The organism is Pseudoroseicyclus tamaricis, from assembly GCF_012070395.1.
Lineage (GTDB): Bacteria > Pseudomonadota > Alphaproteobacteria > Rhodobacterales > Rhodobacteraceae > Pseudoroseicyclus_A > Pseudoroseicyclus_A tamaricis.
In genome coordinates, this window is the sequence record NZ_JAAFYS010000001.1 from 40,001 (window position 1) to 55,004 (window position 15,004).

The following is a 15,004-nucleotide window of genomic DNA, read 5'->3' on the forward strand; positions in this document are numbered from 1 at the left end:
AGAGGGTGGCGGGAATGTACGACTTCTGATCAGAGAGCGCCGGTGGACGAAAGAAAGCCGGCAGACAAGACGCCGAAGTCAAAAGGCGGCAGTCTTGCTTTTTCTGGATCAGATCAAGCGCGAAAAGGGCGTTTGGTGGATGCCTTGGCAGTAAGAGGCGATGAAGGACGTGATACTCTGCGATAAGTCCTGGGGAGTTGAGAATAAGCTTTGATCCAGGAATTTCCGAATGGGGCAACCCACCTGACAGTCATCTATTGTTTGCTTCGGCAATCAATAGGCGGCTGAACCAGGTACTTCTAACCTGAATACATAGGGTTAAAAGAGCAAACCCGGGGAACTGAAACATCTAAGTACCCGGAGGAAAGGAAATCAACAGATACTCCCCTAGTAGCGGCGAGCGAACGGGGACCAGCCGAGCCTTGAGTGTGACTAGAACCGTCTGGAAAGTCGGGCCATAGCGGGTGACAGCCCCGTATAGGAAGCATGATAGGACGCATTAAGTAGGGCGGGACACGTGAAATCCTGTCTGAAGATCGGAGGACCACCTTCGAAGGCTAAGTACTCCTTACTGACCGATAGCGAACCAGTACCGTGAGGGAAAGGTGAAAAGCACCCCGACGAGGGGAGTGAAACAGTACCTGAAACCGAACGCCTACAAGCAGTCGGAGCCTCCTTGAGAGGTGACGGCGTACCTTTTGTATAATGGGTCATCGACTTGGTCTCACAAGCAAGCTTAAGCCGTTAGGTGTAGGCGTAGCGAAAGCGAGTCTTAATAGGGCGCATGAGTTTGTGGGATCAGACCCGAAACCGAGTGATCTAGCCATGACCAGGTTGAAGGTGAGGTAACACTCACTGGAGGACCGAACCCACACCTGTTGAAAAAGGTCGGGATGAGTTGTGGCTAGGGGTGAAAGGCTAATCAAACTCGGAGATAGCTGGTTCTCTGCGAAATCTATTTAGGTAGAGCGTCAGACGAATGCCCTCGGGGGTAGAGCACTGGATGGGTAATGGGGTCCCACAGACTTACTGATCCTAACCAAACTCCGAATACCGAGGAGCACTATCTGGCAGACACACGGCGGGTGCTAACGTCCGTCGTGGAGAGGGAAACAACCCTGACCTACAGCTAAGGCCCCTAATTCATGGCTAAGTGGGAAAGCAGGTGGGACGACCAAAACAACCAGGAGGTTGGCTTAGAAGCAGCCATCCTTTAAAGATAGCGTAACAGCTCACTGGTCTAAACAAGTTGTCCTGCGGCGAAGATGTAACGGGGCTCAAGCCATGAGCCGAAGCTTAGGACTGCGTATGCAGTGGTAGCAGAGCGTGGTGTGACATAACGCCATTCCTCCTTACCGGGCTCGCCCGGATTGGAGGAGAGGCGTTTTCTGTGAAGCCGGGGCGTGAGCCATCCGGTGGAGAGATCACCAGTGAGAATGATGACATGAGTAGCGATAATGAGGGTGAGAGACCCTCACGCCGAAAGTCCAAGGGTTCCTGCTTAAAGCTAATCTGAGCAGGGTAAGCCGACCCCTAAGGCGAGGCCGAAAGGCGTAGTCGATGGGAACCAGGTTAATATTCCTGGGCCAGGAGATGGTGACGGATTGCGAAGATTGTTCGACCTTATCGGATTGGTCGGGCCGTTTAGCAGTCCCTGGAAATAGCCCTCCATATGATCGTACCCTAAACCGACACAGGTGGACTGGTAGAGAATACCAAGGCGCTTGAGAGAACGATGTTGAAGGAACTCGGCAAAATACCTCCGTAAGTTCGCGAGAAGGAGGCCCGGTTTTTACGCAAGTAGAGGCCGGGGGCACAAACCAGGGGGTGGCGACTGTTTACTAAAAACATAGGGCTCTGCGAAGTCGCAAGACGACGTATAGGGTCTGACGCCTGCCCGGTGCTGGAAGGTTAAAAGGAGGGGTGCAAGCTCCGAATTGAAGCCCCAGTAAACGGCGGCCGTAACTATAACGGTCCTAAGGTAGCGAAATTCCTTGTCGGGTAAGTTCCGACCTGCACGAATGGCGTAACGACTTCCCCGCTGTCTCCAACATCGACTCAGCGAAATTGAATTGCCTGTGAAGATGCAGGCTTCCCGCGGTTAGACGGAAAGACCCCATGCACCTTTACTACAACTTCACACTGGCATCAGGCCAAGCATGTGCAGGATAGGTGGTAGGCTTTGAAGCAGGAACGCCAGTTTCTGTGGAGCCTCCCTTGAGATACCACCCTTGCTTCGCTTGATGTCTAACCGCGGTCCGTTATCCGGATCCGGGACCCTGTGTGGTGGGTAGTTTGACTGGGGCGGTCGCCTCCCAAACAGTAACGGAGGCGCGCGAAGGTTGGCTCAGAGCGGTCGGAAATCGCTCGTTGAGTGCAATGGCATAAGCCAGCCTGACTGCGAGACTGACAAGTCGAGCAGAGTCGAAAGACGGCCATAGTGATCCGGTGGTCCCGAGTGGGTGGGCCATCGCTCAACGGATAAAAGGTACGCTGGGGATAACAGGCTGATACTGCCCAAGAGTCCATATCGACGGCAGTGTTTGGCACCTCGATGTCGGCTCATCTCATCCTGGGGCTGGAGCAGGTCCCAAGGGTATGGCTGTTCGCCATTTAAAGAGGTACGTGAGCTGGGTTTAGAACGTCGTGAGACAGTTCGGTCCCTATCTGCCGTGGGTGTAGGATACTTGAGAGGAGTTGCCCCTAGTACGAGAGGACCGGGGTGAACGATCCACTGGTGGACCTGTTGTGGCGCCAGCCGCAGTGCAGGGTAGCTATGATCGGAAAGGATAACCGCTGAAGGCATCTAAGCGGGAAGCCCCCCTCGAAACAAGGTATCCCTTGAGGACCGTGGAAGACCACCACGTCGATAGGCCGGAGATGTAAGCGCGGTAACGTGCTCAGTTGACCGGTACTAATGGTCCGATAGGCTTGATCTGATCCAGAAACAGCAAGACTGGAGACAGAAGCCGTACACTGACAGTGATGACTTGGACATGCGCTCCGAAACGAGCGCATGATGAACATGTTCCTTCCTTGATCTGGTGGTCATAGCACGAGTGAAACACCCGATCCCATCCCGAACTCGGCCGTTAAGCACCGTTGCGCTGATGGTACTGCGTCTTAAGACGTGGGAGAGTAGGTCACTGCCAGATCTAGTAAGGAACATGTCTTCTCTCTTAACGATGTCTCCCTTCCCTCTACTGATAGCTTACGCTTTGCCCGGCCCGCACGTTGTGCTGGCGGTTCTTTGCGTTGTCTGAGGACATGGCGAGGGCATGCGTTTCGGCCTTGGTAATGCTGCAACAGGATCATTTGCCTCGCGTCTCTGGCAGCACCCGACGGCCGAGGCGATGCGCCAGCTGACCGCCTGAATCCGCTCAAAATCTGACGCCAAATTTTCCTCTGATTCCTCTGCTCAGAGGGTTGTGGCCGTCGCTGAACTGACATAAATCACCGGAACTTGGCGCGGGGTGGAGCAGCCCGGTAGCTCGTCAGGCTCATAACCTGAAGGTCGTAGGTTCAAATCCTACCCCCGCAACCAAGATGGATCAGGCCGACCCCGCCAAACAGGCGGGGTTTTTTGCGTATTGTGGGAAGGTCTCTCTCTATTGCTTGATCAAGCGCCGGGCGAGATCTTTCATCTTTGTTCAGCGGATGGGACTTCTGAAGAGACGTTGTCTCGTTCTTACCTGCCGAACAGCGGTATACGCGGCTGCTCACCTGACCAACTTCTCAGGACAACGCGCGGGTTTTGATCAACTTCAGATGGCAGCGGGCCCGACTTCTCGGCGCTCCTGAAAGAGCCTCCCGCTCAGCGCAACCGCTTCGTGATAAGCCGGTTGGAACATGAGATGCGCGTCCCTTCTGCCACAGCTGTCAGTTTCGCGCTGGAGTGCTGGTTTCGGCGAGATCCGATTTGCTATCATCGCGACATTGCCGGGGAATGGAGCGACAGGTGCCAGAAAAGATGACAGGTGCAGCTGGTTTCGGCCGCACGGGGAAGGTAGCGAGGCGCCTGCTTCGGGGAGCCGCTATGGCGGTGCTGACGAGCTCCGCCGCATTGGCCCAAGAAAGCCGCCCGTATCTCAACACCTTCGGTCTTCCCGGCCTCATCGACATGCCAAGCGGAGAGGCTCTGCCGCCTGATTCACTGGCACTGACGCTCTCCTACTTCGAAGGCGAGTATCGCGCGACCATGGCCTTCCAGGTTTTGCCGCAGGTGACCGGAGTCTTCCGATACATTGCTCTACCCGATGCCGGCTATTTCGATCGCAGTTTCGACGTCCATATCCTGATCGCCGAGGAGGGGGAGTACCTTCCCTCGTTGCGCCTAGGGCTCATAGATGTTGGCGGGACAGGGCTCTACAGTTCGGAGTACATCTCGGCGACCAAGGAGATCGTTTCGGGTGTCCAGGTTACCGGTGGCATTGGATGGGGGCGGCTCGCGGGGCGGAATGCCTTCGACAACCCCCTTGCCGTGTTCGACGACTACTTTGACAACCGCCCAACCGATGGCCGGGGCATCGAAGGGACTGGCCGCATCCGTCCGGATGTCTTCTTCCGCGGCGATGCGGCGCTTTTCGGCGGCGTCCGCTGGACGCCCAGCGACAACCTTTCGTTCGCCGCCGAGTACTCCAGCGACACCTATCCTTTCGAAGCCCGTCGCCTCGGCTTCACCCAGGACTCCCCGATCAACGTCTCCGCCAGCTACCGCTTCGACGGCGGCACCGAGGTCACCGGCTACTACCTCTATGGCAACACCGTTGGCTTGACGGTCGCCCGCACCTTCTTCCCCGGCAACCTCATCAGCCCCGGCGGCCGGGCCGCCTCGCCGCCGCCGCTGGCGCCCCGGCGCAGCGCGGCCGAGCTCGGATGGTCGGCGCAGGGCTATGAGCCCGCCGCCACCGCCCGGATCGAGCGCGAGCTGAACGCGCTCGGGATGGCGTCGCAGGGCGTCACCATCTCGGGCAACGCCGCGGTGCTGCGGCTCGACAACCCGACGTACCAGCCGGAGTCGCAGGCCATCGGCCGGGCGGCGCGGGTGATGGCGAACGCGCTGCCGGCCGAGATCGAGACGCTGGTGATCGTCCCTGTCGTCCAGGGGATGCCGACCTCGGAGATCCGCTTCCGGCGGAGCGACCTCGAGGCGCTGGAGTTCGATCTCGAAGGCACGTGGTCGAGCTTCGTACGTGCCGACATCTCGGACGGCAGCGACGTGCCGGTGCCAGAGGGCTCGGGCTTCGCATGGTCCCTGCGCCCCTACACGCAGACCTCCTACTTCGACCCGGACGCGCCTGTCCGCGTGACGCTCGGCGCGGCGCTCACCGCGTCTTATGAGCCCCTGCCGGGCTTCGTCCTCTCCGGCCAGCTCCGCCAGCCGATCGTCGGCAACCTCGACGATCAGGAGCGTCGCTCCGAATCCGTGCTGCCGCGGGTGCGCTCCGACTCCGCCCTCTATGACGCCAACTCCGATACCGAGATCGCCTGGCTCACGACAGAGAAGTTCTTCCGCCCCGGGCCGGAGCTCTACGGCCGACTCACCTTCGGCATCCTCGAGCGGATGTATGGCGGCGCGTCGGCGGAGGTCCTCTGGGCGCCCGTTGCCAGCCGTCTCGCGCTCGGCGCCGAGGTCAACTACGCCGTCCAGCGCGACTTCGACGGGATCGGCTTCCAAGACTATGACATCGTCACCGGCCATGGCTCGGTCTACTACGATTTCGAGAACGGCTTCGTCGCGCAGATGGACGCCGGCCGCTACCTCGCCGGTGACTGGGGCGCGACTTTCTCGCTCGACCGCGAGTTCGACAATGGCATCAGCATCGGCGCCTTCTTCACCCTGACGGACGTCCCCTTCGACGATTTCGGCGAGGGTGCCTTCGACAAGGGCATCACGATCTCGCTGCCGATCTCGGCGCTGACCGGTGAGCCGACGCGCGACACCTTCACCGAGACGCTTCGCCCGGTCCTCAGGGACGGCGGTGCGCGCCTGAACGTGCGTAACCGGCTCTACGATCTGACGCATGATTACACGGAGCCGGAATTGGGCGACAGCTGGGGGAGGTTCTGGAGATGATCGCGCGACTTGCGGGCCTCGGCGCCCTGCTGCTCTCCTTGGGTGCCTGCACCCTGCCATCGGGCGGCACGCCCTCCATCGCGCCGCCCTTCCGCGGCATCGCCGCCGACCAGGCGGGGGCGCCCCGCCTGATTGTGGGGCTGGAGGAGCTCGGCTTCACGGGTGTCATGGCGCTGGTGCAGAGCCGTGCCGGCTACCGCACCTACATGAGCGCCGACGACATCTCGGTGACGCTGAACAACGGCATGCTCGTCGCCACGCGCGGCTTCGGCGACGACCTCGCCTCGACGGATGCCTCGCAGACCGCCGCCTACCTCGCCTCCGGGCGGACGGGTCAGGTGGAGCGCTACCACGGTTTCTACACCGGCGGCGAAGATGTGCTCCTGCGCGCCTATGTCTGCGAGATCACGCCGGGGCAGGGGACGACGATCCAGACCGCCTCCGGCCCGGTGCCCGTTCGCGCGGTCGTCGAGAGCTGCCGCAACCCGGAGCAGGCGTTCACCAACTACTATTACTTCAATGCGAGCGGGGCGCTGGTGGCCTCCGCTCAGTGGGCGGGCGAGGGACTGGGGCGGCTGCTGCTGCAGCCGCAGTGAGGGCTGGCGAGGCGAGGGCCTGCGCCGTCGCCTCGCACGCTTGCCGCTCATGAGACCGCGACGACAGCTCACGGCGAGACGTATCTCTCGATGACCTCCCACCCGCTCTCCGCCGTCAGGCTTCGCAGCAGCGCGACGTCCAATGGCGCGGTCAAAGCAGAATCGCGCGGCAACGCCAGAGCAAGGTAGTGCGGATCAAGGCGCGTGGTGCGGACCGTGAAGCTCAACGCTCCGTCCTCGTCGATCGCGTGAGACAGCACCGGCGCCGCCGCGGCCGCCATGTCGACCACGTCCTCGTCGAGCGCCGCCAAGGCGCTCGCGACGTCGGGATAGCCCCGCGTCTCGACGCCTTCGTGGCCGAGGTAGAGGGCCGTCGTGCTCCCCTCCACGACGCCGACGACGCTCTCCGCGAAGACTTCCGGCGCCTCGATCTGCCGGTTGATCCCGGAGAGCGCCACGACGGAGGCCGTCAGCGCGGCGCTCACCGCCAGGCCGACCAGCATCCAGAACATCGCCACGGCCCGGCCGGCCAGTGTCTGCGGGGCCTTGTCGCCGTAGCCGATAGTTGTCAGCGTCACGCCGGCCCACCAGAAGCCGTCGCCGAGGCCGCGGATCGGGCTGCGGGCGAACTGCTCTGAGTTGCGGCCCCGCTCAAGGAGCCAGACGAGCGCGCCCACGACCAGCAGGAGCGCCGCGAGGCCCAGCACGAGGCGGGCGAACTGCCATGAGGCGAAGCCCTCCAGGACGGAGAGCACGCGGCCTTTCGTCGGGGAGGCGACGCCCATCGTCGCCGTGTAGATCGGCTGGCTGAGGTCGAAGCGGGCGGCGAGGTCGGGCGTGGCGTAGACTGGCATGACGAGGTCGACCTCGCCGCGCTCCAGCGCGCCCGTGTCCTCTACCGGGACATATTCGTAGGCCACCCCCAGATCCTCCGCCGTGAAGCGCCAGAGGTCGATGGCCATGCCTGACCAGGCGCCATCGGACGTTTGCATCGCGAAAGGAGGGCGCTCGATGACGCCCACGGTGACGCGATCCTGCGCGAGTGCGGGGGAGGAGAGCGTGAGGAGGGCCAGAAGGGCCAGGATTGTGCGGATCATGCTCCTGAAGGATAGGCCTGCGGCAGGCCCCGTCCAGCAGAGGAAGGGCCGCCCGCAGCCTGAGCCGCGGGCGGCCGTCGTCTCAGCCCAGCTCTTCCAACCCGGCCAGCACCTTGTCGGGCGTCGCCGGCAGGTCGCGCAGGCGGACGCCGCTGGCGTGGTGGATGGCGTTGAGGATCGCGGCCGCGGCGCCGCAGATGCCGAGCTCGCCGATGCCCTTCACCTGCATCGGGCCGGTCCACGGGTCCCGCTCCTCGAGGAAATGCACCTCCAGCGGCGGTACGTCGGCATTCACCGCCACATGGTACTCCGCGAGGTCACGGTTCACCATGTGGCCGTCGCGCCGGTCGTGCACCAGCTCCTCCGTCAGCGCCATGCCGATGCCCCAGGTCATGCCGCCATGGCACTGGGAGCGCGCCGTCTTGAGGTTGAGGATGCGCCCGGCGGCGAAGCTGCCGAGCATCCGCCGCACGCGCACCTCACCGGTGACGTCGTTGACAGCCACCTCCGCGAAATGGGCGCCGAAGGTCGCCTGCTTCACCTTGCTGGAGGCATCGCCGGGCTGCACGTGGCCGTGCCCCTCGAGGCTCTCGCCGCTGATCAGCTCGGCTATGTCGCGGCTGATATTGCCGCAGGTGGCGCGGCCGTCCTTGAGCGTCAGGTCGTCAGGCTCGCAGCCCATCTCCTTCGCCAGGGCCGCGCGAACCTCCTGCGCGGCGAGCCAGACGGCGGTGCCGGTGGAGGCCGCGCCGATGGAGCCGCCGGAGCCGGAGCCGGGTGGGAAGGCGGTGTCGCCGAGGCGCACCTCCACCTTCTCCTGCGGCAGGCCGAGGAGCTCGCCGGCGATCTGGCCGAGGATGGCGTAGGTGCCGGTGCCGATATCGGTCATGTCCGTCTCGACGATGGCGCCCTCCGGCCCCAGCACCACGCGCGCCTCGGCCTCCGAGAGCATGTTGACGCGGAAGGCGCTGGCCACGCCGCTGCCGATCCACCACTCGCCCTCGCGCCGGGCGCGGGGCTCCGCAGCGCGATCCGCCCAGCCGAAGCGGGCGGCGCCGTCGTTCAGCGATTCCGCCAGCATGTGGGAGGAGAAGGGTTTGCCGGTGCCGGGCACCTCGGCGGGGATGTTGCGCAGGCGCAGCTCCACCGGGTCGATCCCCGCGGCGACGGCGAGCTCGTCCATCGCGATCTCGAACGCGGTGACGCCGACCGCCTCCCCCGGCGCGCGGACGGAGCCGGCGGCGGGGCGATGGATGCGGGCGACGCGGTGGCCGATGGTGCGGGCCGCGCCCTCGTAGTTGAAGGGCGTCGCCTGCGTCACCGGCTCGGAGAAGGGCTCCTCCGGCAGGTTGGAGACGAGCGCGTCGTGGCCAACGCCGGTCAACCGTCCCTCGCCATCCGCGGCGAGGCGAATGTGCTGCTCCGTCTCCGACCGGCGGGTGATCGTCTCGAACACCTGCCGGCGATTGAGGACGACGCGCACCGGCCGCCCCAGCTGCTGCGCGGCGATGGCCGCGGCCACCACCTCCGGCGAGACGCCGAGCTTGGAGCCGAAGCCGCCGCCCACGTAGGGCGAGAGGATGCGCACGTTCTCCAGCGGGATGCCGACGGAATCGGCCAGCTCCGCCCGGTTGTACTTCAGCATCTGGAGGGAGGCGCGGACGGTCAGCTTGTCCCCCTCCCACCACGCGAGGGCGGCATGAGGCTCCATCGCTGCACTGCTCATGGCAGAGGTGGAGTAGGTCGCATCCACCTTGTGCACTGCGGCCGCCATGGCGGCGTCGAGGTCGCCCATGCTGCTCTGCTTCTTCTCCGGCACCTCCGGCTCCACCGCGCCCGGGGAGACGGGGCGGATCTCGCCGAGGCAGCGCACCTCCATCACTTCCGCCGCGTGACGGGCCTGCTCGAAGCTGCCGGCCACGACGAGGGCGATGGGCTGGCCGACATAGTCGGCCTCCGCCACCCCCTGCACCGGTGCCTCGCCGGCCATGCCCTGGGCTGGATTGCGCAGCATCCGCTTGTCATGGATCACGGCCAGCACGCCCGGCAGTTTTTCCACCGCCGGGGCATTGCCCAGCTCCACCCGGCCCATGGCCGGCGCGCGCACGAGCACGCCGAAGGCGGTGCCCTCGGGCATGTCCTCGGCGGCATAGGTGGCACGGCCCGTCACCTTCAGCACGCCCTCGGGCCGGTCGGCGGCGGTGCCGAGCAGCCCTTGCGAGAGGCCGGCGGCGCGGTCTGTCGTTTCCTTGTCGTCGACTTTCAGCTCGTAGCTCATGCCGTGGCCTCCTCGAGAACGGCGCGCAGCACGCGGCGCGCGAGGGGAAGTTTGAAGGCGGTGCCGTCGGTCACCTCCGCCTCGCGGAGGAGGAGGTCGGCCGCCTTGTCGAAGAGCGCGCGCGAGGGCGCCTCGCCCGTCAGAGCTGCGTCCACCTCGGGGTCGCGCCACGGCATCGTGCCGAGCCCGCCGAAGGCGACGGCGGCATCGGCGATGCGCCCGTCCTCCATCTTCACCACCGCGGCGGTGGAGACGAGCGCGAAGGCATAGGAGGCGCGGTCGCGCACCTTGCGATAGACCTGCCGGTCACCGCGCGGGGCAGGCAGGTGCACGCCGGTTATCAGGTCGCCCGACTCGAGGATCGTCTCGATATGCGGCGTGTCGCTCGGCAGGAGGTAGAACTCCTCCATCGCGAAGCTGTTGGTCTCGCCGCCGGCGCCCTGCACCTCCACCTTGGCATCCAGCGCACGCATGGCGACGGCCATGTCGCTGGGGTGCAGGGCGATGCAAGTCTCGCTGGTGCCGAGCACAGCGTGGTTGCGCGTCTCGCCGCCCATCGCCGCGCAGCCCTCTCCGGGGCTGCGTTTGTTGCAGGGCGTGTCGGTGTCGTAGAAATACGGGCAGCGGGTGCGTTGCAGCAGGTTGCCGCCGGTTGTCGCCTTGTTGCGCAACTGGCCGGAGGCACCGGCGAGCAGGGCGCGGGAGAGGACGGGGTAGCTGGCGCGGATGCGGGGATCGGCGGCGAGGTCACTGTTGGTGACGGTGGCGCCGATGCGCAGGCCGCCGTCAGCCTCCTCGATCCGGTCCAGCGGCAGGCGGGAGATATCGACGAGCTTCGAGGGCGCCATAACCTCCAGCTTCATCAGGTCGAGCAGGTTGGTGCCGCCGGCGATGAAGCGCGTCTCGGCTCCTTGCCCTTCGACACTGGCGCGGGCCGTGTCCGTGGCGCGAACGTAATCGAACTCCCTCATGCCTTCTCTCCCACGCTGCGGATCGCGGCGTTGATGCCGGGGTAGCAGGAGCAGCGGCAGAGGTTGCCGCTCATCCGCTCCGACAGCTCGGCCTCGCTGAGCTCATAGGGGCCGTCGAGGCTGTCGCTCACGTGGCTGGGCCAGCCCTCCGAGATTTCCTGCAGCATGCCCGTGGCCGAGCAGAGCTGGCCGGGAGTGCAGTAGCCGCACTGGAAGCCGTCTTCCTTGATGAAGGCGGCCTGCAGGGGAGAGAGCTCGCCGTCGGACAGCCCCTCCACCGTGGTGATCTCATCGCCGTCGTGCATGGCGGCGAGGGAGAGGCAGGCGTTTATGCGCCGGCCGTTGACGAGCACCGTGCAGGCGCCGCACTGGCCATGGTCGCAGCCCTTCTTGCTGCCGGTCAGCCCCACGTGCTCGCGGATCGCGTCGAGCAGGGTGACACGGCTGTCGAGCTCCAGGCTGTAGCTCTTCTGGTTGATGGTGAGATCGATCTGCATGGCGGCTCCCGGGGTGGTCGTTCCTTAGGCAACCATGTCCCCCCGCCCGAGGTTCCCGCCCGATTGTGAAGAGACCGCCGCGGAAACCTACCAGGCGCTCGTCGCTTGTCCCCGCATAACGCCATTCGAGAAAGGACCTGCCCCATGGCCGATGCCCTCTCCGCCTTTGCCCTCACCTGCTCCCTGCGCCGCTCCGGACAGGGCAAGCCGAGCTCCACCGACCTCTTCGTCGAGCACATGTTCGACCAGCTTCGCGCTCATGGCGTGAGTTGCGACAAGGCCCATGCGGCCGATCACAACATCCTGCCCGGCGTCACCTCCGACGAGGGGGAGGGGGACGACTGGCCGGCGCTGCGCGAGAAGGTGCTGGCCGCCGACATCTTCATCCTCGGCACGCCGATCTGGCTCGGCCAGCCCTCCAGCATCTGCAAGCGCATCCTTGAGCGGATGGATGCCTTCCTCGGCGAGAGCGACGACCAGTCCCGGATGCCGCCGCTCGGCAAGGTGGCGCTCGTCGGCGTCGTCGGCAACGAGGATGGCGCCCACGCCACCCACGCCGCCTGCTTCCAGGCGCTCAGCGATGTCGGCTTCACGATCCCCGCCAATGCCGGCTGCTACTGGGTTGGCGAGGCGATGCACGGGACGGACTACGGCGACCTCGACGAGCCGCCGGAGGTGGTCACGCAGACAATGCAGCTCGCCGCCGCCAACACCGTGCACCTCGCCAAGGCGCTTAAGGGCAACCCGTTTCCGGGGAGCGCCTGACGGGTCGGGCGGCTAGTTGTCCGGCGGCTAGGCGAGCGATTTCGTTGGAGTTCTGTCAGCTCTGTCGCCCCTTTTCCCCCAACCAAGCGCTACGCCCGAGCTGTTCCCCGCCCGGAATCAAGCCGAAGGCGCCGGGCGAGCGCCTGCCCGTCCCGGCGGGCTGGCGCTCTGACTGGGCTTGGAGCTGAGCAGTCCGCGGGGAGGGGCTTGGCGGGCATAAAGCGCTGCAGCGGCCCTGTCGGAGCGCCACCCCACGGGCAGGCGCTCGCCCGGCGCTGCGATCGAACCGCGGGGTGGCAGACAGGGAGATGGGACAGCGCGTTGGATGCGGAGTGCCGGTCACAAGCTACCGGCGAGCGCTGGCTCAGGCCGCTTCCGACATCACCGTGCGGTTGCGGCCGGAGTTCTTGGCGGCGTAGAGGCGCCGGTCGATTAGCGTCAGCGCCTCGCGCCATTCCGGCACCGTATGGTTGAAGTGGGCGCCGCCAATGCTGGCCGTCACCGTCAGCGGCTCCGGCGCGTCGATGTAGACCTTCTGCTCGATGGTCCGGCGCAGACGCTCGGCGATGCGCCGGGCCTCGCGCTCGGTGACGTTCTGCAGGATGGCGGTGAACTCCTCGCCGCCGAGGCGGGCGATCAGGTCTCCGGGACGAACCGCGGCGTTGAGGGTCGCCGCCACTTGCACCAGCACGTCGTCGCCGGTGTTGTGGCCGTAGGTATCGTTGATGCCCTTGAAGCGGTCGATGTCGATCAGCAGGAACGCGGTGCCGCGCCGGGCGCTGGGCACCTGCTGCTCCAGCCGCCGCTCCAGCCCGCGTCGGTTGAGGCAACCGGTCAGCGGATCATGGTCCGCCGTGTCCGTCAGCAGCCGCTCGCGGCGGGCGATGAGGCGTTCGCGCTGGATGAGGAGGCCGAAGGTGACGGAGCCGAGGATGTTGGCGGCGAGGAGGCTGGCGACGACGATCGCGGCGCGCTCCACCGGGGTGTCCGGAATTGAGAAGACGAGGGTCGTGGGCAGCGTCGTCGCGACGCCGAAGAGGATGGCGTGGCGAATGCTGGAGCCCCGGTGCTTCATCCCCAGGGCGCCGGCGATGAGGCCGACGACGGCGGCGAAGACGATGGCGATGACGCCGTAGCTGGCGCCGACGCCGCCGATCGCGAGGCGGGCGAGGCTGACGATGACCACGCTGACCGCCGCCCCGAGCGGGCCGAGGAAGGCGGCGGCGAAGGCGATGAAAAGATTGCGCAAATCGGCGAACACGCCGGGCACGACGTGGAGCGGCTCAAGCATCACGGCGGAGGCCGTCAGGCCGAAGGCCGCGCCGATCACGAGGTGGCGCTGGTACTTGGGCCAGGGGCGCCGCTGGACGCCGCCATAGACCATGGTGGCAATCGCCATCATGCCGAGGCTGTAGGTTATCGAGACGATCGGTTCCATGGCTCAGGATTTCCCACGGGGTGGCGGCAGCAATATGGCGATGAAGGGAAATTTTACCATGTTCTCCGGGCTCTGAAAGGAGCCCCGGACTGTCCTCACACCCTCGTCAACGCCCATGCACCGGGCGTGCACACGGCGTGCACCGGGCGTGCACCGCCTGGCGGGGCTCCGGAAGGTCGCGCATGGCGCCTCCCATGGGGCCCATCGAGCCCCGGCGCCTCAGCCCTCCGCCAGCTCCAGCCGGGGGCGGGGGCCGCCGCGCCGGACGGCGAGGGGGAGGGGGTCATCGATGCCGCCGCGAAAGCCGCCCGCGCCGGCGTTGTGGAAGGCCATGAGCATCGCCCGGCCGGCGCGGTCATGGACGACGCGGCCCGCGTAGAGGCGCTCGTCCACCACCAGCTCGGCCGCCTCGACGGGCCAGCCCCCGTCCTCCTCCGCCACGGCCCAGATGCCGCCTGTCTGCCCGGAGCGGGCGCCGGTGAGCCTGGCGCTGTCGCAGGAGAAGAGGAGGAAGGACGTCCTCTCCACCTCCACGATCTGGAAGACCTCCAGATGGCCGAAGCCGGCGCCGGGGCGGCTGAGCGGGGGCTGAACCTCCCACGCCGCGAGATCGGGGGAGGTGGCGTGGGCGATGACGCCGCGGTCGTCCCCCTCGCCGTCGTTGGCGCGGGCGGTGATCAGCATCTGCCACTGCCCGTCCGCGGCGCGGCAGACCCAGGGGTCGCGCCACGCCTCCTCCGGCCAGGAGGAGGAGCCCAGCGTCTCGTACCAGCGCGGATCGGCCCGTAGCACGGGGCCGGGGCGCTTGACCCAGGCGTGCAGATCCTCGGAGACGGCCTGCCCGATGGTCTCGATATTCTCGGCGGAGGCGGGGTCGCCCGGGTCGGTGAAGGTCGTGCCCGTGTAGATGAGGTGCCAGAGCCCGTCGTCGCCGCGGACGACGCTGCCCGTCCAGGTGCAGGTGGCGTCGAAGGCGCCGGCATCGCCCGGCTCGAAGATCTGGCCGTGATCCTCCCAGCTGCGAAGATCGGCCGAGGTGGCGTGGCCGATGCGGGCATGGCGGTGGCGCAGGTCGGGATCGCCCAGCGAGGTCGGCGCGTGGAGGTAGAACATGTGGAAGGTCTCGCCATCGTCGGCGAACCACATGTCCCAGACCCAGTGGTCCGGCTTGTGAAAACTCATAAATCCATCCTCCCTGCCGGTCTTAGGCGGGGGAAATGCCCGAGTGTCAACGCCGGCGCGCCGCCCCGGGGGAGGGGCGGCGCGTGGTCGCTCAAGGGGGCGAG

The 15,004-nt window shown here is 65.7% G+C and carries 9 protein-coding genes, 1 tRNA gene and 2 rRNA genes; 6 read left to right on the forward strand and 6 right to left on the reverse strand.

Going from position 1 to position 15,004, the window contains the following annotated elements:
- The first annotated feature begins 111 nt into the window (after positions 1-111).
- The 5 genes from GY170_RS00170 (at position 112) to GY170_RS00190 (ending at position 6,672) form a co-directional block, all read left to right on the forward strand.
- A 23S ribosomal RNA gene (locus tag GY170_RS00170) occupies positions 112-2,939 on the forward strand.
- A 101-nt stretch (positions 2,940-3,040) separates the two neighbouring features.
- Positions 3,041-3,155: ribosomal RNA gene (rrf, locus tag GY170_RS00175) — 5S ribosomal RNA — on the forward strand.
- Positions 3,156-3,467: 312 nt separating this feature from the next.
- Positions 3,468-3,544, forward strand: a tRNA-Met gene (locus GY170_RS00180).
- Positions 3,545-4,036: 492 nt separating this feature from the next.
- Positions 4,037-6,076: a YjbH domain-containing protein gene (locus GY170_RS00185; protein ID WP_163888825.1), complete on the forward strand. Its 2,040-nt coding sequence runs from the start codon at positions 4,037-4,039 to the stop codon at positions 6,074-6,076.
- Entirely contained in the window at positions 6,073-6,672 is a 600-nt protein-coding gene (locus tag GY170_RS00190; protein ID WP_163888827.1) for a YjbF family lipoprotein, read from the forward strand. The genes GY170_RS00185 and GY170_RS00190 overlap by 4 nt, the downstream gene beginning before the upstream one ends.
- Before the next feature lie 68 nt (positions 6,673-6,740).
- Here the strand turns inward: GY170_RS00190 and GY170_RS00195 are convergent, their stop codons facing one another.
- The 4 genes from GY170_RS00195 to GY170_RS00210 form a co-directional block, all read right to left on the reverse strand.
- The gene (locus GY170_RS00195) at positions 6,741-7,769 is read right to left on the reverse strand and encodes an ion channel (RefSeq protein ID WP_163888829.1); all 1,029 of its coding nucleotides are present in this window, start codon (positions 7,767-7,769) and stop codon (positions 6,741-6,743) included.
- Between the two features lie 82 nt (positions 7,770-7,851).
- Positions 7,852-10,047 (reverse strand): xanthine dehydrogenase family protein molybdopterin-binding subunit, encoded by a 2,196-nt coding sequence (locus GY170_RS00200; RefSeq protein WP_163888831.1) that lies wholly within the window; start codon positions 10,045-10,047, stop codon positions 7,852-7,854.
- Positions 10,044-11,018, reverse strand: a complete 975-nt coding sequence (locus GY170_RS00205) for an FAD binding domain-containing protein (RefSeq protein ID WP_163888833.1) — start codon at positions 11,016-11,018, stop codon at positions 10,044-10,046. Before GY170_RS00205 ends, GY170_RS00200 begins: the two co-directional genes overlap by 4 nt.
- Positions 11,015-11,515, reverse strand: coding sequence for a 2Fe-2S iron-sulfur cluster-binding protein (locus GY170_RS00210; protein WP_163888835.1), 501 nt, complete (start codon positions 11,513-11,515; stop codon positions 11,015-11,017). Before GY170_RS00210 ends, GY170_RS00205 begins: the two co-directional genes overlap by 4 nt.
- 144 nt (positions 11,516-11,659) lie before the next feature.
- Here GY170_RS00210 and GY170_RS00215 point away from each other — a divergent pair, with 144 nt between their 5' ends.
- The gene (locus tag GY170_RS00215; RefSeq protein ID WP_163888837.1) at positions 11,660-12,280 is read left to right on the forward strand and encodes a flavodoxin family protein; all 621 of its coding nucleotides are present in this window, start codon (positions 11,660-11,662) and stop codon (positions 12,278-12,280) included.
- 364 nt (positions 12,281-12,644) lie between these two features.
- Here the strand turns inward: GY170_RS00215 and GY170_RS18320 are convergent, their stop codons facing one another.
- Positions 12,645-13,718 (reverse strand): GGDEF domain-containing protein, encoded by a 1,074-nt coding sequence (locus GY170_RS18320; protein WP_163888839.1) that lies wholly within the window; start codon positions 13,716-13,718, stop codon positions 12,645-12,647.
- 219 nt (positions 13,719-13,937) lie between these two features.
- Positions 13,938-14,900 (reverse strand): glycoside hydrolase family protein, encoded by a 963-nt coding sequence (locus tag GY170_RS00225; protein ID WP_163888840.1) that lies wholly within the window; start codon positions 14,898-14,900, stop codon positions 13,938-13,940.
- Between the last annotated feature and the right edge of the window lie 104 nt (positions 14,901-15,004).